Here is a 23,323-nt window from a genome sequence, read left to right on the forward strand (position 1 = left end):
TGGTGCAGCAGTTGACTCGCCTACAGCTTGCGCAGCCGCTCCAGGGCTGCCGACAGTGTCTCGTCCTTCTTGGCAAAGCAAAAGCGCACCACCTGCTGGTCGAAGCCATCGCCATAGAAAGCGGACAGCGGGATGGCGGCAACGCCCAGGTCCTTGACCAGTTGCTGACAGAAATCGGCTTCGCTGGCGTCCGTTACGGCCGAAATGTCGACACACTGGAAGTAGGTGCCAGGGCAGGGCAGCAATTGCAGGCGCGAGCCTTCGAGACCTGCTCGGAAGAGGTCGCGCTTCTTCTGGTAGAACGCGGGCAGGCCGAGGTAGGGGGCCGGGTTTTTCAGGTAATCGGCCAGGCCCACCTGCATGGGCGTATTGACTGTGAACACGTTGAACTGGTGCACCTTGCGGAATTCGGTGGTCAGCGCTGCAGGCGCGGCGACGGTAGCCACCTTCCAGCCGGTGACGTGAAAGGTCTTGCCAAAGCTGCTGACCATATAGGTGCGCGCCGCCAGGGCGGGGTAGCGCGATGCGCTTTCGTGGCGCGCGCCGTCGTACACCATGTGTTCATACACCTCGTCGGACAGCAGCAGGATGTTGGTGGGAGCCAACAGGTCTTCGAGCTGCTGCATCTCCTGCGCCGTCCAGGTGGTGCCGCTGGGGTTGTGCGGGGTATTGATCAGCATCAAGCGGGTTTTGGGCGTGATGGCTGCAGCGATTTTGCCGAAATCGGGGCGGAAGGTCTTGGGCGTGAGTGGCAGGCGCACCGGCACGCCACCAGCCAGCTCGATGTTGGGCACATAGCTGTCGTAGCAGGGGTCGAGCACGATCACTTCGTCGCCTGGGCTCACGCAGCTCAGGATGATGGTCAGGATGGCCTGGGTGGCGCCAGCGGTAACGGTGATCTCGCTCGCGGCGTCATAGCGCCTGCCATAAAGGGTCTCGATTTTCTGCGACACCACTTCGCGCAGCGCAGGCACGCCGGTCATTGGTGGGTACTGGTTGTGGCCCGCCTGCATGGCCCGGGTCACGCCTTCGATCAGCGCCGGGTCGCAGCCGAAATCCGGAAAACCCTGGCCCAGGTTGACCGCCTTGTGCTCGGCAGCCAGTGCCGACATGACGGTGAAAATGGTGGTGCCCACCTGGGGCAGGCGGCTGGGGAAGCTGGGGGTGGAGGCGGTTGCAGTCATGGGTTGGCAGTGTTTTATGTAACCAGCGCCCATTGGACGGGCGCTGGCAGCTATCAATTCATGAGTATTTTTAGGTGGCAACTTTACAGCTCATAGTCCGCCACGTGACCGACCATGGCGCGGTCAATCAGGTCATGGCTCAAACGGTCGCTCAGCAGCTCGGCAAACTTGTAGACGAAATTGCGCATGTAGGCGCCGCGCTTGAAGGCCACTCGCGCCACGCTCTGGCCGAACAGGTAGCCCATGGGGCGCACCGCCAGGTCCTTGAGAGGGTCGTCGCGCATGGCCATCTCGGCCACGATGCCGATCCCCAGGCCCAGGCGCACATAGGTCTTGATCACGTCGGAGTCGATGGCCTCGAGCACGATGCGGGGCTTGAGCTGGCGTGCTGCCATGGCCGCATCGATCTTGCCGCGCCCGGTAAAGCTCGGGTGGTAGGTGATCAACGGCTCACCCGCAATGTCTTCGAGCGTGACGCGCTCTTTCTGCGCCAGCGGATGCTGGTGCGGCATGACCAGCACGTGCTGCCATTCGTAGCAGGGCAGGGTGACGAGGTCGGGGTAGTCGGCCAGCGATTCGGTGGCCATGCCGATATCGGCCTGCTCGTCGATCACCATGCGGGCCACTTCCGCGGGCGTGGCCTGGTGCAGGCTGACGGTGACCTTGGGGTAGTGTTCGCGCAGCTTGGCCACGGGCGTGGGCAGCACATAGCGGGCCTGCGTGTGGGTGGTGGCAATCGAGAGCGTACCGCTGTCCTGCGTGCTGAACTGGTCGCCGATGCGCTTCAGGTTACCCACTTCGCGCATGATGATCTCAATGCTCTTGAGCACCTGCAGGCCGGGCTCGGTGATGCGCTTCAAGCGCTTGCCGTGGCGGGCGAAGATGTCGATGCCCAGCTCTTCCTCCAGCTCGATGATGGCCTTGGAGACGCCGGGTTGTGAGGTGTGCAGCGCCTTGGCGGCCTCGGTCAGGTTGAGGTTGCGGCGCGCGGCCTCTTGCACGAAGCGGAACTGATGCAGGTTCATAAAAGATTCGGCCTTCGCTCAGCAGCTGGGTGCGCGCTTCGCACAGGTCCTACAAGATTATGGAATATTGATCTGCATCATTATGCTTCATTGGAATATAAACGCCAGTGATATCGATAGAACACTGAAATTTTGCCGGGGTTCGGCAGGCCGATGCTGGCGGTAGTGTAGTGGCGCCCGGATTGCTAGCGCATGGGCGCACCACTTACCAGCGCACCGGCACAGCAAGGCCGCAAGAGCGAGGCGCGGGGTTTCAGCTTTGCAGATAGCCGGCGGCCATGCTTGCCAGCAGCTGCATCACCCGGTCGTCTTCACCCATGGCGGGCGCGATGGTCAGGGCGATCTGCGGAAATTGCGGTGCTGTGCGTTGCACCAGGGCGGGAATGTCATCACGCGCATGCTTGCCCACGCCAAACAACAGCGGCCAGATGGTGACCTGGGTCAATTCTGGGTGCTGCTGCACCAGGTGCTCCAAGGCGGCGCCCAGCGCTGGCTCGCACCAGTCCAGGTAGGCGCAGGCGACCGCCGCCTGCGGCCTGCTCTGCTGCACCAGGGCCAGCAGCCGTTCGGTATTGCCGCGCCAGACCGGGTCCTTGGAGCCATGCGAGAGCAGAATCAGTCCGGAAGGGGGGGCAGAGATGGGCATTGGAGCACTCCTTGGGGCAAAAGGGGGCAGTCCGGTGAAACAGGCTGGCCGTATGGAAAGCGGGGTAACTCTGTGGTGAAAAAAGAAACCGGTGTCAGAAAGGTGACTCGAAGGGAACCTTTGCGCATTATCGCTTTCCCATAGAGCGTTGCAGTGCCTGTATCGCAGGGATACAGGCTGTAGCAGAATGTGTGATTCGCCGGAGTGCCGCATTGCAGCATGCACAAGCCAATCTGCTGGCGGGCTTTACATTTCCTACATATTAAGCTGCAAAAATAGTAGTTTGCTCTCTACCAAAATCACCACCGATGATGCTGGATGCCCATTCTCCCTCACGCCACACCATGGTTGCTTCTGCCCCTCTGCATTCAGCACTTCCGTTTTCATCTTCCGGCTGGCGCTGTGTTGCTGCCGTAGCGACCATCGCCTTGCTGGCGGCATGTTCCGAGAAGAAGGCGGTGGAGGCGCCTGCTGCCAAGGCGACCGAGGTGGGCATCATTACCGTGCAGCCAACAGCGCAGAGCCTGATGGCCGAGCTGCCGGGCCGCACCAGCGCCTTCATGATGGCCGACATTCGTCCCCAGGCCAACGGTATCGTGGAAAAGCGCCTGTTCACCGAGGGCGCGCAGGTGAAGTCCGGGCAGGTGCTCTACCAGCTGGATGACCGCTCGGCCACCGCCGCCGTCAACAGCGCCCAGGCCGCCGTTGCCAAGGCCAAGGCCACCGCGCAGACCGCGCGCAGCAACGCAGCGCGCAATGCCGAGTTGGTGAAGATCGACGCGATCAGCCGCCAGGTGTATGACGACAGCCAGGCTGCAGTCGCACAGACCGCATCCGATGTGGCCGTGGCGCAAGCCGCGCTCGACAACGCCAAGGTCAACCTGCAGTACACCCGCATCACATCGCCCATCAGTGGCCGGGTCAGCACCTCTTCGGTGACGCCGGGCGCGCTGGTCACGGCCAACCAGACAGCGCCGCTCACTACGGTGGTGCAGCTCGATCCGATGTATGTGGATTTCACGCAGTCGAGCACCGAGATGCTGCAACTGCAGCGCGATCTGGCGGCCGGGCGCTTCCAGAAGGTGGATGGCGACCAGATTCCGGTGCGCATCCGCCTCGATGACGGCACCCAGTACCCCCACACCGCCAAGCTCAAGTTTGCGGGTGTGATCGTCAACGCCACCACCGGCACCGTGACCCTGCGCGCGCAGGTGCCCAACCCCGATGGCATGCTGATGCCCAATATGTATGTGCAGGCTCTGTTGCCCACGGCAGTGGCGCCTGATGCGTTGCTGGTGCCGCAGCAGTCGGTGACCCGTGATCTGACCGGCCGCGCCAGCGTGATGGTGGTGGGCCAGGACGACAAGATCGAGAAGCGCCCCCTCGAGATCGACCGCGCCATCGGCAACCAATGGCTGGTGGGCAGCGGCCTCAAGGCAGGCGAGCGTGTGGTGGTGGATGGCTTTCAGCGCGTGAAGGTCGGCGACAAGGTGAATCCCACTGTGATTGACCTTCAGGCGAAGGCTGACAAGCCACGCAGCCCGGGAAGAGCGCCTGGTGAGGCGGCTGCACCCGCCACGCCCGCCGCTTCTGCGCCTGCGGCTGGCAAATAAGAAGCAAGAAGAAAAAGGCTGCACCCATGGCACAGTTCTTTATCCAGCGCCCCATCTTTGCATGGGTGATCGCCATCGTCATCATGCTGGGCGGCGCCTTGTCCATTTTCAAACTGCCGCTCGAGCAATACCCCGAGATCGCGCCGCCGCGCGTGACGATTGGCGCCCAGTACACTGGCGCGTCTGCGGAAACGGTGGAAAACTCGGTCACCCAGATCATCGAGCAGCAGATCAAGGGCATCGACAACATGCTCTACATGAGCTCGTCGAGCAGCGCGTCCGGCCAGGCGCGGATCACGCTCACCTTTGCGCCCGGCACCAATGTGGACGTTGCCCAGGTGCAGGTGCAGAACAAGATCCAGGGCGCCCTGAACCGCCTGCCCGATGCGGTCAAGAGCCGGGGCGTTTTCATCAACAAGGGCGGCCAGGATTTTCTGGTCACCTACAGCTTCTACTCCAAGGACCCCTCGATCACCGAAGTGGACATTGGCGACTACATCAACTCCAACCTGGTCGATGTGATCGGCCGCATCGAAGGGGTGGGGGACGTGAACGTCTTCGGTACCTTCTACGCCATGCGGGTGTGGATGGACCCGGCCAAGCTGGAGAAGTACGGCCTCGTGCCCTCCGATCTGGTCAACGCGCTCAATGCGCAGAATGCCCAGGTCTCGGCGGGCCAGCTGGGGGCTTTGCCCGCCGTTCAGAACCAGCAGCTCAATGCCACCATCACGGCGCGCACCAAGCTCAAGACGGTGGACCAGTTCGAGAACATCGTGCTCAAGGCTGCCACCGACGGCTCGGTCGTCACCATCGCCGATGTGGCGCGGGTGGAACTGGGCGCCGACAACCTCTCGATCCAGGCCAAGCTCAACGGCATGCGTGGTGCGGGCATGGGCATCATCCTGGCCGACGGCGCCAACGCCATGGCGGTATCGGATGCCGTGGCCGCTAAGCTGGCGGAGATGAAGCCGTTCTTCCCCAACCAGATCGAGTACTTCGTCAGCTCGGACTCGACGCCCTTTGTGCGCGCCTCGATCCATGAGGTGGTGAGCGCGCTGGGCGAGGCCATGGTGCTGGTGGTGATCGTGATGTTCATCTTCCTGCAGAACCTGCGCGCCACCCTGATTCCTGCGATTGCCGTGCCAGTGGTGCTGCTGGGCACCTTCGGCGTGCTGTCCATCGCGGGCTACTCCATCAACACCCTGACGATGTTTGCCATGGTGCTGGCCATTGGCCTGTTGGTGGACGATGCCATCGTGGTGGTCGAGAACGTCGAGCGCGTGATGCACGAGACGGGCCTGTCCGCCAAGGAGGCCACCAAGCTTTCCATGCGCGAAATCACGCCCGCCCTGGTGGGCATTGGCGTTACGCTGTCGGCCGTGTTCGTTCCCATGGCGTTCTTTGGCGGCTCGACCGGGGTGATCTACCGCCAGTTCTCCATCACCATCGTCGCGGCCATGGCGCTGTCGGTGTTTGTGGCGCTGACGCTGACACCCGCGCTGTGCGCCACCATCCTCAAAGCCCCGCAAGAGGATGCGCACCACGAGCGCGCCGTGCGCAGAGGCCTGCTGGGTGTGAGCGACCGGTTCTTCCGCTGGTTCAACCGCAGCTTTGACGCCACCGCCAGCCGCTACCAGCGCACGGTGGCCTACAGCCTGCGCCGCGCCAAGCGCATGATGCTGATCTTTGTCGCCGTGCTGGCCGCCATCTGGATCGTGGCGCGCGTGCTGCCCACATCCTTCCTGCCGGACGAAGACCAGGGCTTTCTGTACGTCAACGTCAACCTGCCTGCAGGCGCTGCCGACGCGCGATTGCAGGACGTGCTGGACGAGGTGCGCGACTACCTGCTGGACCAGCCCGACATCATCAGTTTCAACCAGGTATCGGGGCTGAACGGCGACCAGAGCTCGGCACGCGGCTTCATCCGCCTGAAACCGTGGGATGAGCGCCCCCTGGCCAGCCAGGCGGCCAATGCCATCGCCTTCAAGGCGAACAAGGATCTGGCGCGCATCCGTGATGCCCGCGTCTATGTGATGATGCCGCCTGCCGTGCGGGGCCTGGGCTCGAATGCGGGCTTCAACTTCATGATCAAGGACGTCAACGGCCTGGGGCACAGCGCCTTGCTGGCCGCCACCAACAAGGTGCTGGACGAAGCCCGCAAAAGCAACCTGCTGACCGCCGTGCGCACCACCAACCTCGACGACGCCAGCGAGCTGCGCGTGGAGGTGGACGACCGCAAGGCCGCAGCGCTGGGCCTGTCGTACAACGACATCAACAGCACGCTCTCCAGCGCCATGGGTGGCACCTATGTGAACGATTTCCTGAACAACGGCCGCGTCAAGCGCGTGTATGTGCAGGGCGACGCCAAGTACCGCATGCTGCCACAGGACATTGGCCAGTGGACGGTGCGCAACAACAAGGGCGAAATGGTGCCTTTCAGCGCCTTCGCCAGCAGCCACTGGGCCTATGGCTCGCCGCAGCTGCTGCGCTACAACGGCGCCCCGGCATATGAAATCATCGGCAGCTCCGCCCCCGGTGTGAGCTCGGGTGTGGCCATGCAGACCATTGAGGACATCCTCAAGCAGCTGCCGCCCGGCATTGGCTACGAATGGACGGGCGCCTCGCTGCAGGAGCGCCAGTCGGGTGCGCAGGCGCCCATGCTGTACGCCATCTCGATCCTGTTCGTCTTCCTGTGCCTGGCTGCGCTGTACGAAAGCTGGACGGTGCCGCTGTCGGTGATGCTGGCGGTGCCGCTGGGCGTCATCGGCGCGCTGCTGTCCACCTACACGCGCGGGCTGACGAATGACGTGTACTTCCAGGTTGGCCTACTCACCACGGTGGGGCTGGCCGCGAAGAACGCCATTCTGATCGTGGAATTTGCCGTGCAGCTGCAAGAGCAGGGCAAGAGCGTGTTCGATGCCGTGGTGGCCGCCGTGCGGCTGCGGCTGCGTCCCATTCTGATGACCTCGCTGGCCTTTGGCTTTGGTGTGATACCGCTGGCCATTGGCACCGGCGCCGGCGCAGCCGGCCGCGTGGCCATCGGCACGGCGGTGCTGGGCGGCATGGTGGCTTCCACCTTGCTGGGCATCTTCATGGTGCCGGTGTTCTTTCTGCTGATCCGCAGCTGGTTCCGCTCGCGCAGCCGCCATGAGGAGGCTGCACCGCGCGCAACCGCAACCGTTAATGCGCACCCGGTGGAGGGCGCGCAATGATTCCGAGCATGAAGACTGTCTGCCCCTCTGCCTTGCGCCTGCCGCTTGCCCTGCTGGCGGCCGGGTTGCTGAGCGCCTGCAACCTCGCGCCCATCTACCAGCGCCCTGATGCGCCCGTGCCTGCCACGCTGGATGGCGCGCTGTCTGCCGTGCCCGACGAGTTTGCGGTGGAGCCCGTCTCTGCCAGCGAATGGCGCATGCTGCCCTGGCAGCAGTGGGTGGAAGACGCCCGGCTGCGCCAGTTGATGGAGACTGCGCTGCAGAACAACCGCGACCTGCGCGTTGCCATCGCCAATATCGAAAAGGCGCGTGCGCAGTATGGGGTGCAACGGGCAGACCAGTTGCCCACCCTCAATGCCAGTGGCCAAGCCAGCCGCACACGTACGGCAGATGACCTGCGCTCGGCCAGCGCGGGCTCCTCCACGGCGAATCAGTTCAATGTGCAACTGGGTCTGGCCAGCTACGAGCTGGATTTCTGGGGCCGGGTGCGCAACCTGAGCGAATCGGCGCTGCAGCAGTACCTGCAGATCGAGGAAAACCGCCGCAGCGTGCAACTGGGCCTGATCACCGACATCAGCAACGCCTGGATCACGCTGGCCAGCGACCAGCAGCGCCTGCAACTGGCGCGCGACACTCTGGCCACGCGCGAGCATGGCTACAGCCTGGTGCAGCGCATGCACCAACTGGGCGCGACCAATGGACTGGTGCTGGCACAGAACCAGACGGCGGTGGAGACTGCGCGCAACGATGTGGCGGCCTATGAATCGCAGGTGCAGCGCGACCGCAATGCGCTGCAATTGCTGGTGGGCGGCCCGGTTTCCGCCGATATGCTGCCGCAGGCGCCTGCGGCGTCGCTCACGGCCCTGGATCTGAAAAAGGCGGGTTCCGGCCAACTGCTCGACGGCGCCACGCCCAAGGTGGCCACGCAGGCTGCCACCACGGCAATGACACAGGTGCCCGCGCGCCTGTCATCCACCGTACTGCTGGCGCGGCCTGACATTGCGGCTGCCGAACACAGCCTGCAGGCCCAGTACGCCAGCATTGGCGCGGCGCGTGCGGCCTTCTTCCCCACCATCAGCCTGACGGCCAACGTGGGCACGGGCAGCAACGAACTCAGCGGCCTGTTCGAAGGCGGCAACCGCGCCTGGAGCTTTGTGCCGCAGATCCGCCTGCCCATTTTTGACAACGGCCGCAACCAGGCGAATCTTGATATTGCGCAAGCCAACCGCGATGTGGCGCTTGCGCAGTACGAGAAGGCCATCCAGACCGCCTTCCGCGAAGTGAACGATGCCCTGGCCGACCGCGCCACCATGCAGCGCAGGCTGGACTCTCAGACTGCCCTGGTGGCATCGGCCAGCCGCGTGCTGGAGCTCTCGCAGGCGCGCTTCAAGGCAGGGGCGGACGACTTCCTCACCGTGCTGGATGCGCAACGCAGCCTGTATGCCGCGCAGCAGACGCAGATCACCTTGCTGCAGGCCGAGCAGGTCAACCGCATTGCGCTGTACAAGGCGCTGGGCGGCGGCGTCGATCCTGTGCAGTAAGATAAAAAGTGAGCTGCCCGCGCCTTCTGCTATTGGTTGTCTGGCCATAAAGTCTTTCGAAACCAATACAAGAAAGCGCGGGCGGCTCTGCTTTTGGGAGAACTGCTTCAGGTAGCGCAGCTCGGCGCATGCATATGCGCAAAGCCATCAAGGCCAAGGCAGCTGCACTACCATCGGGCTATGACCGATACACAGCGCCCCGAAACCGTTCCCGATACCCTGATTGCCGCCACTGAAGCCTCATCAGCCGTTTCCGGCGTTGATGCACCGGCTGCGCAAGAGGTGGATGCGCTCATCATCGGCGCCGGGCCGGTGGGGCTCTTCACTGCTTTCCAGCTCGGGCTGCAGGGCGTGCAGGCGCATATCTGCGACACCTTGTCCGTCATGGGCGGCCAGTGCATTGAGCTCTACGCCGACAAGCCCATCTACGACATCCCCGGCATTCCGCTGTGCACCGGCCGCGAACTGGCCGCCAGGCTGCAGCAGCAGATTGCACCTTTTGCCCCCGTCTTCCACCCCCGCACCCAGGTAGCCGAGGTGCAGGCCCAGGGCGACGGCCGCTGGCGCGTGCAATTACAGGGCCAGGAGCCTGCGCCGGATGGCGGCGATGGAACCACGTGGCTGCTGGCCAAAACCATTTTTGTGACAGCCGGGGTAGGCGCCTTTGTGCCCAAGCAGCTGCGCCTGCCCGGCATTGAAGCCCTGGTGGGGCGGCAGGTGTTCTACCACCCGGATCTGGGCGATGCCTGGGTGGCACAGCAGGCGGCGGCACTGGCTGCATCCAAGGTGCCACAGGTTGTGGTGCATGGCGGAGACGAGGCCGCCGTGCAGGCGGCAGTCACCGCTGCGCAACACCCGTTGCTTGCCTCGGCGTCGGTCGTCTTGCTGCACCGGCGCGACCAGTTCAGCGCGCCGCAGGCCCTGCTGGATGCACTGGCGGCCTTGCGCGCCAGCGGCCGCGTGGAAGTGATTGTCGGCATGCCGCAGAGCCTGGAGGTGGCTGAAGGCGGCGCGGCTGCGCGCCTGCAGGCCTTGGCGTACATCGATGCGGACGGTCAGGACCAGCGCCTGCCTTGCGACCAGCTCTGGGTGTGCCAGGGCATCTCGCCCAAGCTCGGGCCGCTGCTGGAATGGGGCCTGGCGATCGAGAAAAAGCAGCTGCAGGTGGCGACCGACAGCTTTGCCACCAGCGCCACGGGCATCTACGCGGCTGGCGATATCGTCAGCTACCCAGGCAAGCGCAAGCTGATCCTGTGCGGGTTCTACGAGGCCACGATGGCAGCCATGGCGGCCATCGAGTACCTGCACGGCGAAAAGCTGCTGCTCGAATACACCACGACGAGCAAGCGCCTGCATGAGCGGCTGGGTGTGTCGCACCCCGATTGATGGAGTTGCTCCAGCAGCGCTTGCTGCTTTAGCGCTTTCCGTAAGCGCGTTCCACCTTGGCCACCCGCACCTCGTAGTGCTCGTACCAGCGCTCTGCGCCTGCGCGCTGGGCGGCCAGGTGGTCGGCGTTGGCTTTCCAGGCGGCGATGTCGGCTTCGGTGTCCCAGTAGGCAACGGTAATGCCCAGGCCATCGGCGCCGCGTGTGCTTTCTGCGCCTAAAAAGCCCGGCTGTTGCTGGGCCAGAGCCTCCATTGCGTCGGCCATGTTGCCGTAGGCGTCGTTTTCAGTCGCGGTGCGCTGCGAGGTAAAAATGACGGCGTAATAAGGGGGCTGGGGCGTTTTTGCGAATCGGGAGTTGCTCACGGTACACCTGTTGGCAAGAGCGGGCGGTGCGGGAACCCCGTGCGTGCCCATGGCGCGAGGTGGAGACATGCATGGCTGACGGGGCAGGCCCAATAAAAAAGCCAGCTGGCAGGCTGGCTTGTCGAGGTGCTGGCAATCAGCGGATCAGGTCCTTGATCTTGCCGGGCTGGCCGTTGGCCTCGTCGGCGCCTTCGAGCGGCGTCTTGCGCTTGGTGATGCTCTTCCAGCCATCGGCCAGAGCCAGCTCGGCGTTGAGCTTGATGAAGGCGATCTGGTCGGCCGGCACATCCTCTTCTGCGTAGATGGCATTGGCCGGGCACTCGGGAATGCAGACGGCGCAGTCGATGCATTCGTCCGGATCGATGGTGAGGAAGTTCGGGCCTTCGCGGAAGCAGTCAACAGGGCAGACGTCTACACAGTCGGTGTATTTGCACTTGATGCAGTTTTCGGTGACGACGTGGGTCATGGAATTTATTTACGCCAGTGGTTCAGACAAACAGCAGGAATTTTACGGTTTTTGTGCAAGAGCACATAGAGCGTACTTGAATACCATGGTTTCCGGGTACGGGATGGGGGTCATGTTCATTCCACGAGCACCGCCGCAGCCGTGCTGTTGGAGGCCGGGTCCACCAGGATCAGCGAGCCCAGCTCGCGCGAGCGGGCAAAGGGCGCTGCCGGAATCGCCTCCTGCAGCGTGATCTCGACGCGGCCGATGGCATTGGGCTCCAGTTGCTCGGCGGCCTGCCGTTCCAGCGTGTTGATGTCCAGCCGGTGCAGCACCTTGCGCACCTTGGCCTTGATCCAGCGGCGGCCATGCAGGGCCTGGTACACGCGGCCTGGCACCAGGGGCTCGTTGTCCATCCAGGCCACGGTAGCGGTGATCTCGCGGGTGGCGGGCCAGGCGGCCTGCTCGGCGGGGGCGTCAAAGTCGTCGTCGGCAGCCGCAGCGGCCACGGGGGCGGCAATCAGCCAGTCGCCGCGCGAGACATCCACCTCGCGGTCCAGCACGATGCCGGCGCTCTGGCCTGCGCCGCGGTTTTTGGCCTGGCGGGTGTGGTCGAGCACCTGGGCCACGGTGGCGCGCTGGCCGCTGGGCAGGATCTGCACGGCGGTGCCCACGGCGACGTCGCCAGTGGCGACCTTGCCCCAGAACACGCGACGCCCCTGGCTGGTGTCGGCAGAGGACGAGAACTTTTCCACCCACTGCACGGCAAAGGCAAAGGGCTGGCCGGTGTCGGCAGGCGTTGCGGGCAGCTTTTCCAGCAGTTGCAGCAGGCTGGGGCCCTGGTAGCCAGCCCAGTCGGCATGGGGCGTTACCACATTCCAGCCCTTGAGCGCCGACACGGGAACGGTGGCCGCCACGGTGATGCCGGCTGCCTGCGCAAAGGTGGCAAGCGCATTGCGGATGTTGGCAAAGGCGAGGGCCGGGTCGTCCACGGCGTCGAGCTTGTTGACGGCAAACACCAGGGCATTGACGCGCAGCAGGTGCACCAGCAGGCTGTGGCGGCGGGTCTGGGCCAGCAGCGGCAGCTGGGGGTTCTTCCAGTCGAGCTTGGTGGCATCGACTAGCACCACAGCGGCATCGGCGCTGGAGGCGGCGGTGACCATGTTGCGGGTGTATTGTTCGTGGCCGGGCGCATCGCCAATGATGAACTTGCGCGCTTCGGTGGCAAAGTAGCGGTAGGCCACGTCGATGGTGATGCCTTGCTCGCGCTCGGCGGACAGGCCATCGGTCAGCAGCGCCAGGTCGGTTTCGCCGCCACGCTGCACGCCAGCGAGGTGGTCTTGCAGCACCGATTTGCTGTCAACGAGCAGGCGGCCGATCAGTGTGGATTTGCCATCATCGACCGAGCCGCAGGTAATAAAGCGCAGGGCAGAGGCATTGCCTGTCGGTTTTGCATCAATTTGGCTGCCGGCAACCGATGGATGGGCAGTGGCTGCTATGGTTTCGATAGTCATTAGAAATATCCGTCTTTCTTGCGCTTTTCCATCGAGGCGTCGCTGGTCTTGTCGTCCATGCGGGTGGCACCACGCTCGCTCACTTCGGCCGTCAGGGTTTCGAGCACGATGTCGGCGGCTGTCGCTGCGTCGCTCTCTACGGGGCAGGTGCAGGTGATGTCGCCCACGGTGCGAAAGCGCACGGTGCGCTGCTCCACCGATTCGCCATCCTTGGGCGGAGTGAGCGCGGTCACGGGCACCAGCAGGCCCTTGCGCTCGACCACGTCGCGCTCATGGGCGTAGTACAGGCTGGGCAGGGCGATTTTTTCGCGGTCGATGTATTGCCACACGTCCAGCTCGGTCCAGTTGCTGATCGGGAAGACGCGGAAATGCTCGCCGGGCGCCAGGCGCGTGTTGAACAGCGTCCACAGCTCGGGGCGCTGGGCCTTGGGCTGCCACTGGCCAAAGCTGTCGCGGTGGGAGAAGATGCGCTCCTTGGCGCGGGCTTTTTCCTCGTCGCGGCGCGCACCGCCAATCAGCGCGTCGAAGCGGAACTCCTCAATGGCTTCGAGCAGTGTGACCGATTGGTGCACGTTGCGCGATTCGCCTGGGTGCGACAGGCGCACTGTGCCGCGCGCCATCGAGTCTTCGACGCTGCGCACGATCAGCTCGGCCCCCAGTTCCTGGGCGCGGAAGTCGCGGAAGTCGGTCACCTCGGGGAAGTTGTGGCCGGTGTCGATCATCAGCAGCGGGTAGGGGATGCGGCCCGCGCCGAATGCTTTTTCCGCGCACTTGAGCATGACCAGCGAATCCTTGCCGCCGGAGAACAGCAGGGCGGGGCGCTCGAAGGCGGCCGCCACCTCGCGCAGGATGAAGATGGTTTCCTCTTCCAGCGCATCCAGATGCTGGTTGCTCAAGTGGCTGAGCACATCGGTTTCAACACGGGCATTCATTTGTTTATCCAATACTTTCAAAACTGGTGCGCTCCAAGCGAGGGCAGCCGCGAAGTGGCTCAAGGGGTGTCATGTCAATGCGCCAGGTGCAGGCCGCATTCGCGCTGCGCTTCGCCCTTGGTGGGGTCCACATAGTCGAAGTTGTTGGGCAGACCGTGCTTTTCGCAGTAGTCATACAGATCCTTGGACGACCAGTGCAGCAGCGGTGCGACCTTGATGAGGCCATCGGGGTTGATACTGACCGGCTCCATCTGGGCGCGCACGGCGCTGTCGGTGGCGCGCAGCGCGGTGAACCAGACCTGGGGCGCCGTCTCGCGCAGGGCGCGGGCAAAGGGTTCGAGCTTGACTTCTTCGGTGAAGGCGGCGTGGCGCGGGTCATCGAGCGCGGGCGTGGGGCCATCAACCGCCTCGCGGTGCGCACGCGAGCGCAGCGGCAGGTAGGTGCGCAGGTTGAGCCCCAACTGCCGCGTCACTTCGTCGGCAAAGCGGTAGGTGGCCTCGGTGTTATAGCCGTTGTCCATCCAGATGACGGGCACATCAGGTTGCACCTGCGCCACCATGTGCAGGATCACTGCCTCGAACGGACGAAAGTTGGTGGTGACGATGGCACTTTTGCCCAGGCCCAGGGCCCACTGCACGAGGCCGGGCGCATTGTGGCCGAGCTCGGAGTTGATTTGGGAGAGCTTCAGGCTGCTCATGCGGACTCTCCGGCGATACCAGCGGTAGTGGTCGCAGTAGCGGCAGCGTCGCGGGCAAAGTGCGGGCGCGGCTGCAGTGCATCACCCTGGTAGAAGCCGCTGAAGCGGGCAAACTGGCGCTCTGCGGCGGCGGGGTCGATGCCTTCGGCCAGCACGGCGCTGGTAAAGCCGCTGCGGGCCATCTGTACCAACTGGTCGATCAAGACGTCGCCGGTGGCGCGGATGTCGCCAGCAAAGCCGTAGCGGCGGCGCAGCAGCACGGCCTGGCTGAACGCGCGGCCATCGGTGAACTTGGGAAAGTTCAGCTCGACCCGCTCCACGCCTTGCAATGCGCCGCTCGCTGCGATCTCGGCGAGTTCGGCGTCGTTGGCAATGACCAGGGTCTTTTCAACATCGGCGCTTGTAGTGACTGCGCTGGCAGCAATGATTTTCATAGCGTTTTCTCAGTGACAGCGTTATTCGGCAATGGCTTCTTCAGCCTTGGGGTGGCGTGCGGCATTGGCGGCGGCCTTGAACGGGTCGTGGCCGATGCGGCGCAGCGCGTCGATGAAGAATTCACCCGGCTTGCGCAGTTCGCGGAAGGTGGAGAGCATGGCTTCAATCACGTCGGGTACCTCGGCCGCCGAGAACGAGGGGCCGACCACCTTGCCCGGGATGGCTGGGCCGGAGAGCGTGGTGCCGTCGGCGCCGCCCAGGGTGATCTGGTACCACTCCTTGCCGTCCTTGTCGACGCCCAGGATGCCAATGTGGCCGCTGTGGTGGTGGCCGCAGCTGTTGATGCAGCCGCTCATGTGCAGGTCGATGGGGCCGAGGTCGAACACCTCGTCCAGATCCTGGTAGCGCTCGGTCAGCGCTGCCGCAATGGGCAGCGAGCGGGCATTGGCCAGCGCGCAGTAGTCGCCGCCGGGGCAGGCGATCATGTCGGTCAGCAGGCCGATGTTGGGCTGGGCCAGGCCCAGGTTGCGCGCCGCTTCATACAGCGCGGGTAAGTCGCTTTCATGCACCCAGGGCAGTAGCAGGTTTTGCTCGTGCGTCAGGCGCGCTTCGCCCGCCGAGAACTGGTCGGCCAGCTGGGCCAGGGCGTCAATGGTGTCGGCGTCGGCATCGCCCGGAGCAAAGCCCACGCGCTTGAATGACAGCCCCACGGCGCGCAGGCCTGGCAGGCGATGGCCGCGCACGTTCTGCTGCAGCCAGCGCTGGTAGAGCTGGCCGTCCGTCTTGACGCTGGATGGCAGGTTGGCGGGCTGGAGCGCAGGCACCACGAAATTGGCGCTCACGCGGTCCAGCTCGGCCTGGGTGATGGTGTGCGGCGCGCCGTCCTGCTCCACAATGGCGCGGTACTCTGCTTCCACCGCGTCGATGAACTTCTGGCCCTCGGCCTTGACGAGGATCTTGATGCGGGCCTTGTACTTGTTGTCGCGCCGACCGTAGATGTTGTAGACGCGGATCACGGCCTCGATGTAGTTGAGCATCTGGTGCCAGGGCAGGAACTCGCGCACCACGGTGCCAATGACCGGGGTGCGGCCCATGCCGCCGCCCACCTTGACGATGAAGCCGACCTCACCCGCATCGTTGCGTACGGTCTGCAGGCCGATGTCGTACCAGCCAGTGGCGGCGCGGTCTTCGGCAGAGCCGTTGAGCGACATCTTGAACTTGCGCGGCAGAAAGGCGAACTCGGGGTGCAGCGTGCTCCACTGGCGCAGAATTTCGGCAAAGGGGCGCGCATCGGCCACGCTGTCTTGCGCAATGCCTTCGTACGCCTCGCAGTTGATGTTGCGCATGGCGTTGCCACTGGTCTGGATGCCGTGCATGCCCACGCTGGCCAGTAGGTCCATCACATCGGCAGCCTTGGTGATGGGAATCCAGTTGAACTGCACGTTGGTGCGCGTGGTGAAGTGGCCGTAACCGTACTTCAGCGGCGCGGCGGCCAGGGTGAGGCCGGGCTGGGCGGCCTGTAGCTGGTCCTGCGTGGTCTGGGCATGGGCCAGCAGCTCGGGCGTGGGCTTGTCGTATTCGCGGGCAATATGGGCCAGCATGCGCAGCTGGGCGCTGTTGATCTCGCCATAGGGCACCGCAATGCGGGCCATGGGGGCGTAGCGCTGGATGTACCAGCCATTCTGCAGGCGCAGCGGCAGCAATTGCTCGTCGGTCAGTTCACCACGCTGCCAGCGTTCGAGCTGGTCGCGGAACTGCTGGGCGCGGAGTTGGACGAATTCGCGGTCGAAAGAGGTGTATTGGTACATCGTGGTGCAAGGTTTGCTAGGCCCGGACCGGAGAAGCTGCCCCGCAATGGCGGCGGCTGTCCGGCTGTTTCGATGTACTGTAGAAAAGTTTTATATAAACTCAAACGACTTTTTTCTTGTGCACGTATGAAATTCAGTAATAAGAAAAGCAAGAAAGCTTGTGCGGATTTGGCATAAGTGCCCCCGCATCTGCCGGTTTCAGGCGCTAAGACTGGACGGAGCGGTCGGCCCGCGCAGGGAGCGTGCGGTCGGTGGACAAGGCTTTGGCCAGGCTGTTGGCGACCGGCAGGGGCTCGTCATGCAGGCGGGCGGCCAGCAGCTCGGCGCACAGCAGGGCCCAACTGAGGCCGCGCGAGCCCATGGCGGTGCAGACCCAGGGAGGCATTCGGTCATTGAGGGAGTCGTTTGAATCGCTGGCGTTACCGTCTACAGGCAGGGGGCCGACGACGGGCAGGCGGTCTATGGAGGCGCAGCGCACCTGGGCCCAGGTGCGGGCAGCGGCAAAAGAGGCGGCGTAGGCCTGGCTGGCCGTGGGCAGCAGGGTCCGCAATTTGGCCCAGTTGTCGCCATGCGCGCGGGCGGCATCGGCAGGGGATGGTGGCAGCTGTGTCACATCGCGCTCAAAACTCGATCCCATCACCCAGGCGGGCTCTGCAGCACCAGCGGCCCCGGCTGGCGCTTTGAAGAAGGGCACCCAGCTGCCATGGCCGTTGACCGGGTGATGCCGGGCAGGCTCCTCGCCATTGCCGTAGGTGGCCCAACTGACCTGTCCGCGAATGGACTGCAGCGGCAATGGTTGGGGCGCGCTTGCTTCGGGCATGGAGGCCAATACCGCATTGGAATGCGGCCCCGCACAGACGATGACCAGGTGCGCGCGCGCCAGCTCGGCGTCTGCTGCGTCTCGCACCGACCAGGTTGCCGCTTCCGATGAAGCCTTGATGTGCGACACCTGCGCCCGTCCCACAAAGCGGATGCCGGGCTGCCGCAATAGTGCGTGCACCAGGGCTGCCGGTCGCAGCCAGCCGGCATGCGTGTGCCAGAGCGCCGCGTCGTCCGTGGGCAGGCCTTGTGCGGCCAGCACGTCTGCGCTGGCAGGGGTGCTCCAGGCCGCTGCGGCCTGCACAAGAGCCGGGTCTGCGCTCCAGGCAGCCGGGCGTTCGTGGGCGCCGGTGCGGCGGCTGGGAGCATTGTCCGGCACGATTTCGGCATGCGCTGCGGTCTCGTCGCGCGGTGTGGCCAGATGTTGCCGCTCCAGCACGCCGGTCGGGGCCCAGTCTTCACCTTCTTGCAGCAACTGGCACGCCCATTGCCCGGTGGTGCGCACGCCTGCGCGGGTGATGCGGGAGAGCACGCTGTCATCGCTGCTGGTGTGTGGCGCAAAAATGCCGGCGGGCAGGGCCGAGGCGCCTGCGGCAGGGTGGGGGGCTGCATCCAGCACCGTGACCTGCCAGCCCCGCAGGGCCAGTTGGTGCGCGCAGGCAGCGCCTGCGATTCCTGCGCCAATCACGACGGCGGTGGGCTGGAGCGGCGCTGCGAGACCAGCTGTTTTTACAGCCTGCACTCCCAGTGCCCACAGCGGCGCCTTGCGCGGCTCCCATGCAGGGTCGAATGTGGCATGCAGGTTGTCGCGCTTGGGCGGAACGCCGGGCACCTTGTTGACCTGAAAGCCGCATTGCGCCAGATCCTTGCGCACCTGGGCGGCAATCGTCCAGGTGGCAAGGCGGGTGCCGCGCCGTGCGCAGCGGGCCACGGCCTTGAGGGTGTGGAGGTTCCACATCTGCGGGTTGCATGCAGGGCTGAAGCCGTCGAGGTAGATGCTGTCGACCGCCATATCCTGCTGGCGCAGCATGGCCTGGGTATCGCCCACCAGCAGGGTCAGCAGCACGCGGCCACCGTCAAAGCGCAGGCGGTGTACGCCGGGCAGCAGGCCCCACCACTGCGCGGCAAGCTCCCGGGCCATGGCCTGCAGATGCGCAAACTGCTCGGCATGGCGCAGCAGGTCATCCGCGCTCACGGGAAAGGCCTCGGTCGATACGAAATGCAGCAGCTGGCTGCGGGCAGCGTCGCCCCGCCACGCATGCCAGGTGGCGAGAAAATTCAGGCCAAAGCCAAAACCGGTCTCCAGAATGCGCCACTGCGGCTGGCCCGCCCAGGCGGCGGGCAGGCCAACGCCCGCCAGAAAGACCTGCTCGGCCTGCTGCACCGCATGCGCGGCCTCACTGCGGTAGCGGTCGCCAAAGCGCGGGCTATAGGGCGTGCCGTCTTCCATCCATTGCACGATCTCGCTCATGGCTTGCTCGGATTCCTTGTCAAAAACATGAGCATTGTAGGCAGTTGGGGTATACGCCATGCTCACATTTCATTGGCATGACAGAAAGGCCCAGGTGTGCAGACTATCATGGCCCCATGTGTTCCCGCCGCTCTGTGATCCGAACGCTGGCCCATCCTGTGGTGTGCGCTGGCGCCTTGCTCTTTGCCACCGTGGCCAGCGGTGAGGCCGCCATGCCCGTGGGTGCCGAGCCCACTGTCTACAGCGCAGCGCAGGCCGAGCGGCAACCGCTGCTCGATACGCTGCAGACGCTGGTGAACATCGAATCGGGCAGCAAGGATTTTGCCGGTGTCAGCTATATCGCCCAGGTGGCGGCCGACAAGCTCAAGGCCCTGGGGGGCGAGGTGCAAATCATCCGCAGCACCGATCCGGAACGCCTGCAGGATACGCCCGAGCAGCCCGGCCCCGCCGTGCAGGCGGTATTCAAAGGCTCGGGGCATTCCAAGATCATGCTGATCGCTCACATGGACACGGTCTACCACCAGGGCGATCTGGCGCAGCAACCCTTCCGCATTGACGGCGAGCGTGCCTACGGCCTGGGCATCGAAGACGAAAAGCAGGGTGTGGCGCTGGTGCTGCACAGCATGGCCCTGCTGCAGAAAATCGGCTATGACAGGTTTGGCCAGATCACCGTGCTGTTCAACAGCGATGAGGAAATCAGCTCGCCCGGATCGCGCAAGCTGATCACCGCGCTCGCCAGAGACCAGGACGCCGTCTTCTCGTTTGAAAGCGGCGGACAGGACGGCACGCTGCATCTGGCCACCAGCGGCATTGGCGCGCTGTTCCTGTCGGTGGAAGGCAAGGCATCGCACGCCGGCGCTCGGCCCGAATACGGCGTGAACGCGCTCTACGAGCTATCGCACCAGTTGCTGCAGATGCGCAACCTCTCGCAGCCCGATCGTGGACTCAAGCTCAACTGGACGCTGTCGCAGGCGGGCAGCAACCGCAACGTGATACCTGCCCATGCCGAGGCACAGGCCGATGCGCGCGCTCTGCGCGTGCAGGATTTTGATGCGCTGCAAAGCGCCGTGCAGGAGCGCATTCGCAACCAGCTTTTCGACGGCAGCCGGATCAGCGCCCGGTTCGAGCTGCGCCGCCCGCCCATGGAGGCGAGCGACGCCGCCCGCAAGATTGCAGCCCAGGCCCAGCAGATCTACCGCAAGGAGCTGGATCTGCCGCTGCGCGTGAACGACGTCGCGCTGGGCGGCGGTACCGACGCCGCCTTTGCCGCGCTGAGCGCGCGCGGCGGCGTGGTCGAAGGCATGGGCCTGGGCGGCTTTGGCGCCCACAGCAACCATGACGAATACATTCTGCTGGGCAGCATCGTGCCAAGGCTGTATCTGGTGGCGCGGCTGGTGATGGAGCTGTCAGCGCCAAGGGGGGAGGCGGAACACAATGACGCTCACAGCGCGACCATGGATGCGAAGAAACAATAGCGTGTAGCGCTTTTCTGGACTGCACAGAATGCTACTAAAAGTAGAGTAAAAACCGCTACCTTTTGAGCGCCGCAGCTGCCATGCCCGCTACCTGCAGGGCAATGTCGGCAGGGGTTTCGTCCTCCATGTGCCACACCGCAGAGAGCCCGCTCCACGCCAGAATCCACTGCAGCAGGCGCTGTCGATCGAGTTGCGCGGCCTGCGTCACCAGTTGTAGCCGTGCCTCAAAGCGCTGCGGGTGGCAGGCGGCTGCGGCATCGGGGTTGCAGAAGAGGTTGGCATAGTCAAAGCCGCGCTCGCCCAGCAGGCCCTTGGGGTCGATGGCCAGCCAGCCGCGCTTGCCGCCATCCAGAATGTTGTGGTGGTGGATATCGCCGTGCAGGCAGACGACATCGCGCGGCGCAGCCAGCAGCTGCTCCATAGCGCGCTGTGACGCGCGCAGCACGCTGGCGGGCTCGGCACGGAAAGCCGCCAATGAGGCGAAGCGTTGGGGCAGTGGCGTCAAAGCAGGCAGCGGTGTGGCACGTGCAGCGTGCAATTGCGCGACGACGGTGCAGATGGTGCGGGTGGCCTCGCCATCCTCGCCGTGCTGGCTCATCGCCGCAAGTGAGCGTGCGCCGGCAGCCCGCTCCATCAACAGGGCATGGCCGCTGCGTGCGTATACGTGCACCGCGCCGTTCCCGCCCCACCACTGCAGCGCGTCGTAGCCAGCGGCTTCCTCCTCAGATTCACTCACTTTCAGCATGGCCGGGCGGCCCTGGTGAACGACGGGGAGCAGGGTGGCTGCATGGGTATCCACCACCGATCCATCCGGCACCAGCGCCCAGGCTTTCAAATACGTGGAGAACTCAGTTGGCATGCTGAAAATGAGGGTGCGGAACGAACAGCGTCAAAAAAGGCCGGTACAGACCGGCCTTGGTGCAAAATAGCGATCTGGCGCTGGATGGATAAGCGCCTTAAGCTATTAAATAAGTAGCAATTACGCTTCGCTGGGCGGAACGTCACCCGCCGCGGCGTCTGCGCCGCCGCCAAAGAAGTGGTTTTAGCGAAACTCCTTCTTGCAGCGCTCCACTGCGTTACTCGCTGGGCGGGACATAGCCCGCCGCGGCGTCTGCGCCGCCGCCAAAGAAGTGGTTTTAGCGAAACTCCTTCTTGCAGCGCTCCACTGCGTTACTCGCTGGGCGGGACATAGCCCGCCGCGGCGTCTGCGCCGCCGCCAAAGAAGTGGTTTTCCATCTGGCGGGCGAGGTATTGGCGGGCGCGGGCGTCGGCGAGGTTCAGGCGGTTTTCGTTCACCAGCATGGTCTGGTGCTTGAGCCAGCCAGCCCAGGCTTCCTTGCTGACGTTTTCCCAGATGCGCTTGCCCAGCTCACCAGGGTAGGGCGGGAAGTCGAGGCCTTCGGCTTCTTTTTGCAGCTTGATGCATTGAACCATGCGTGCCATGGGGTGGTGTCCTTCTCGTAGTTGACGGGTGTGCAGCGGCTGCCGCACTTCAGCCTTGATTGATCAAGTGGTTGAATCGATTGAAAAATCAGGGAGGCGGAGGCTGAAGATCGTCTTGTTAATAAATTTCAGTCATTAAAAACTGAATTAATAGTAGTTTGAGTTTTGAGGAGCGAATTTCAGAATGCGCTCAAGCCGTGGGGCATGCGATATGCGCCCGCTGACCATCCGATTTCTGAAATTTTGAAAGCTCTTCATGCAACAACGCCGCCACTTTATCAAGTTTCCGATAGCCGCAGCCGCAATCGCGTCTCTGATTGCTGCTGCTCCCGCTGCTTTCATCGGCAGCGCACATGCCCAGGGCGCGGCGCCAGTGACTCTGCTCAATGTGTCCTATGACCCGACCCGCGAGCTGTACAACCAATTCAACCAGGCCTTTGCCAAGCATTGGAAGGCCACGACCGGTCAGGATGTGACGATCAAGCAGTCGCACGGCGGCTCCGGCAAGCAGGGGCGGGCAATCATCGACGGGCTTGAGGCTGATGTGGCCACCCTGGCCCTGGCGGGCGATATCGATGCACTGCACAAATTTGGCAACCTGGTGCCGGCCGACTGGCAAAAGCGCCTGCCACTCAACAGCGCGCCGTACACCTCAACCATCGTATTCCTGGTCAAGAAGGGCAACCCCAAGGGCATCAAGGACTGGGGAGATCTGATCAAGCCCGATGTGAAGGTGATCACGCCCAACCCCAAGACGAGCGGTGGCGCGCGCTGGAACTATCTCGCAGCCTGGGAGTTCGGCAAGCGCACCTACGGTGGTGAGGCAGGCGCCAAGGACTACATCGGCAAACTGTTCAAGAACGTGCCGATTCTGGATACCGGCGCGCGCGGCTCGACCGTGACCTTTGTGCAGCGCGGCCAGGGCGATGTGCTGCTGGCCTGGGAGAACGAGGCCTATCTGGCGCTCAAGGAGTTCGGTGCCGAGAAGTTCGAGATCGTGACCCCCTCGCTCTCCATCCTGGCCGAGCCCACGGTGAGCGTGGTTGACAAGGTGGTGGACAAGCGCGGCACGCGCAAGATCGCCGAAGCCTACCTGCAGTACCTGTACAGCGACGAAGGCCAGGACATTGCGGGCCGCAACTTCTACCGCCCCACCAGCGAAAAGGCCAAGGCGCAGTACGGCAAGCAGTTTGCGCAGCTCAAGCTCTTCACCATCGACGATGCCTTTGGCGGCTGGGCCAAGGCCGATGCCGCGCACTTTGCCGATGGCGGCAGCTTTGACCAGATCTACACCAAGAAATAAGCGCGGGCG

General features: G+C 64.1%; 19 protein-coding genes. 6 read left to right on the forward strand and 13 right to left on the reverse strand.

Features of this window, described 5'->3' with window-relative positions:
* Positions 1 to 20: 20 nt before the first annotated feature.
* The 3 genes from ACH2DG_RS05335 to ACH2DG_RS05345 form a co-directional block, all read right to left on the reverse strand.
* Complete coding sequence (locus tag ACH2DG_RS05335) at positions 21 to 1,184, reverse strand: pyridoxal phosphate-dependent aminotransferase (RefSeq protein WP_395024649.1); 1,164 nt, start codon at positions 1,182 to 1,184, stop codon at positions 21 to 23.
* Positions 1,185 to 1,267: 83 nt separating this feature from the next.
* Positions 1,268 to 2,209, reverse strand: a complete 942-nt coding sequence (locus ACH2DG_RS05340; protein ID WP_395024651.1) for a CysB family HTH-type transcriptional regulator — start codon at positions 2,207 to 2,209, stop codon at positions 1,268 to 1,270.
* 253 nt (positions 2,210 to 2,462) lie between these two features.
* Positions 2,463 to 2,855, reverse strand: coding sequence for a sirohydrochlorin chelatase (locus ACH2DG_RS05345; protein ID WP_395024653.1), 393 nt, complete (start codon positions 2,853 to 2,855; stop codon positions 2,463 to 2,465).
* 311 nt (positions 2,856 to 3,166) lie between these two features.
* On the opposite strand from ACH2DG_RS05345, the gene ACH2DG_RS05350 reads away from it, so the two are divergent.
* From ACH2DG_RS05350 to ACH2DG_RS05365, 4 genes are all read left to right on the forward strand, one after another.
* Positions 3,167 to 4,468: an efflux RND transporter periplasmic adaptor subunit gene (locus tag ACH2DG_RS05350; RefSeq protein ID WP_395024654.1), complete on the forward strand. Its 1,302-nt coding sequence runs from the start codon at positions 3,167 to 3,169 to the stop codon at positions 4,466 to 4,468.
* Between the two features lie 26 nt (positions 4,469 to 4,494).
* Positions 4,495 to 7,680 carry an efflux RND transporter permease subunit gene (locus ACH2DG_RS05355; protein WP_395024656.1) on the forward strand — a complete coding sequence of 1,062 codons (3,186 nt, stop codon included), beginning with the start codon at positions 4,495 to 4,497 and terminating at the stop codon, positions 7,678 to 7,680.
* Positions 7,681 to 7,688: 8 nt separating this feature from the next.
* A complete protein-coding gene (locus ACH2DG_RS05360) occupies positions 7,689 to 9,221 on the forward strand; it encodes an efflux transporter outer membrane subunit (protein WP_395024657.1) in 1,533 nt (510 codons plus the stop codon).
* A 180-nt stretch (positions 9,222 to 9,401) separates the two neighbouring features.
* Positions 9,402 to 10,607 carry an NAD(P)/FAD-dependent oxidoreductase gene (locus tag ACH2DG_RS05365; protein WP_395024658.1) on the forward strand — a complete coding sequence of 402 codons (1,206 nt, stop codon included), beginning with the start codon at positions 9,402 to 9,404 and terminating at the stop codon, positions 10,605 to 10,607.
* 28 nt (positions 10,608 to 10,635) lie between these two features.
* On the opposite strand, the gene ACH2DG_RS05370 is transcribed toward ACH2DG_RS05365, so the two are convergent.
* The 8 genes from ACH2DG_RS05370 to mnmC form a co-directional block, all read right to left on the reverse strand.
* Positions 10,636 to 11,022 carry an antibiotic biosynthesis monooxygenase family protein gene (locus tag ACH2DG_RS05370; RefSeq protein WP_395024718.1) on the reverse strand — a complete coding sequence of 129 codons (387 nt, stop codon included), beginning with the start codon at positions 11,020 to 11,022 and terminating at the stop codon, positions 10,636 to 10,638.
* 85 nt (positions 11,023 to 11,107) lie between these two features.
* Positions 11,108 to 11,437 carry a ferredoxin FdxA gene (gene fdxA, locus ACH2DG_RS05375; RefSeq protein ID WP_184710995.1) on the reverse strand — a complete coding sequence of 110 codons (330 nt, stop codon included), beginning with the start codon at positions 11,435 to 11,437 and terminating at the stop codon, positions 11,108 to 11,110.
* Between the two features lie 116 nt (positions 11,438 to 11,553).
* A complete protein-coding gene (locus ACH2DG_RS05380; RefSeq protein WP_395024659.1) occupies positions 11,554 to 12,930 on the reverse strand; it encodes a sulfate adenylyltransferase subunit 1 in 1,377 nt (458 codons plus the stop codon).
* The gene (cysD, locus tag ACH2DG_RS05385) at positions 12,930 to 13,862 is read right to left on the reverse strand and encodes a sulfate adenylyltransferase subunit CysD (RefSeq protein ID WP_395024661.1); all 933 of its coding nucleotides are present in this window, start codon (positions 13,860 to 13,862) and stop codon (positions 12,930 to 12,932) included. The genes ACH2DG_RS05380 and cysD overlap by 1 nt, the downstream gene beginning before the upstream one ends.
* Before the next feature lie 74 nt (positions 13,863 to 13,936).
* The gene (locus tag ACH2DG_RS05390) at positions 13,937 to 14,560 is read right to left on the reverse strand and encodes a phosphoadenosine phosphosulfate reductase family protein (protein WP_395024663.1); all 624 of its coding nucleotides are present in this window, start codon (positions 14,558 to 14,560) and stop codon (positions 13,937 to 13,939) included.
* On the reverse strand, positions 14,557 to 14,994 hold the full coding sequence (locus ACH2DG_RS05395) for a DUF934 domain-containing protein (RefSeq protein ID WP_395024664.1): 438 nt from the start codon (positions 14,992 to 14,994) through the stop codon (positions 14,557 to 14,559). The genes ACH2DG_RS05390 and ACH2DG_RS05395 overlap by 4 nt, the downstream gene beginning before the upstream one ends.
* Positions 14,995 to 15,015: 21 nt before the next feature.
* A complete protein-coding gene (locus ACH2DG_RS05400) occupies positions 15,016 to 16,803 on the reverse strand; it encodes a nitrite/sulfite reductase (protein ID WP_395024665.1) in 1,788 nt (595 codons plus the stop codon).
* Positions 16,804 to 17,008: 205 nt separating this feature from the next.
* On the reverse strand, positions 17,009 to 19,093 hold the full coding sequence (gene mnmC / locus ACH2DG_RS05405; RefSeq protein WP_395024666.1) for an FAD-dependent 5-carboxymethylaminomethyl-2-thiouridine(34) oxidoreductase MnmC: 2,085 nt from the start codon (positions 19,091 to 19,093) through the stop codon (positions 17,009 to 17,011).
* A gap of 116 nt (positions 19,094 to 19,209) precedes the next feature.
* Between mnmC and ACH2DG_RS05410 the strand changes: the two genes are divergently transcribed.
* Positions 19,210 to 20,568 (forward strand): glutamate carboxypeptidase, encoded by a 1,359-nt coding sequence (locus tag ACH2DG_RS05410; RefSeq protein WP_395024668.1) that lies wholly within the window; start codon positions 19,210 to 19,212, stop codon positions 20,566 to 20,568.
* 55 nt (positions 20,569 to 20,623) lie between these two features.
* On the opposite strand, the gene ACH2DG_RS05415 is transcribed toward ACH2DG_RS05410, so the two are convergent.
* Entirely contained in the window at positions 20,624 to 21,427 is an 804-nt protein-coding gene (locus ACH2DG_RS05415) for an aminoglycoside phosphotransferase family protein (protein ID WP_395024669.1), read from the reverse strand.
* 311 nt (positions 21,428 to 21,738) lie between these two features.
* A complete protein-coding gene (locus ACH2DG_RS05420) occupies positions 21,739 to 22,011 on the reverse strand; it encodes an oxidative damage protection protein (RefSeq protein ID WP_224149012.1) in 273 nt (90 codons plus the stop codon).
* Between the two features lie 256 nt (positions 22,012 to 22,267).
* Here ACH2DG_RS05420 and ACH2DG_RS05425 point away from each other — a divergent pair, with 256 nt between their 5' ends.
* Positions 22,268 to 23,314, forward strand: a complete 1,047-nt coding sequence (locus tag ACH2DG_RS05425; protein ID WP_395024670.1) for a sulfate ABC transporter substrate-binding protein — start codon at positions 22,268 to 22,270, stop codon at positions 23,312 to 23,314.
* The last annotated feature ends 9 nt before the right edge of the window (positions 23,315 to 23,323 follow it).

It is taken from the genome of Comamonas odontotermitis, from assembly GCF_040396735.1.
In the GTDB taxonomy this organism is placed as follows: Bacteria; Pseudomonadota; Gammaproteobacteria; order Burkholderiales; family Burkholderiaceae_C; genus Comamonas; species Comamonas odontotermitis_C.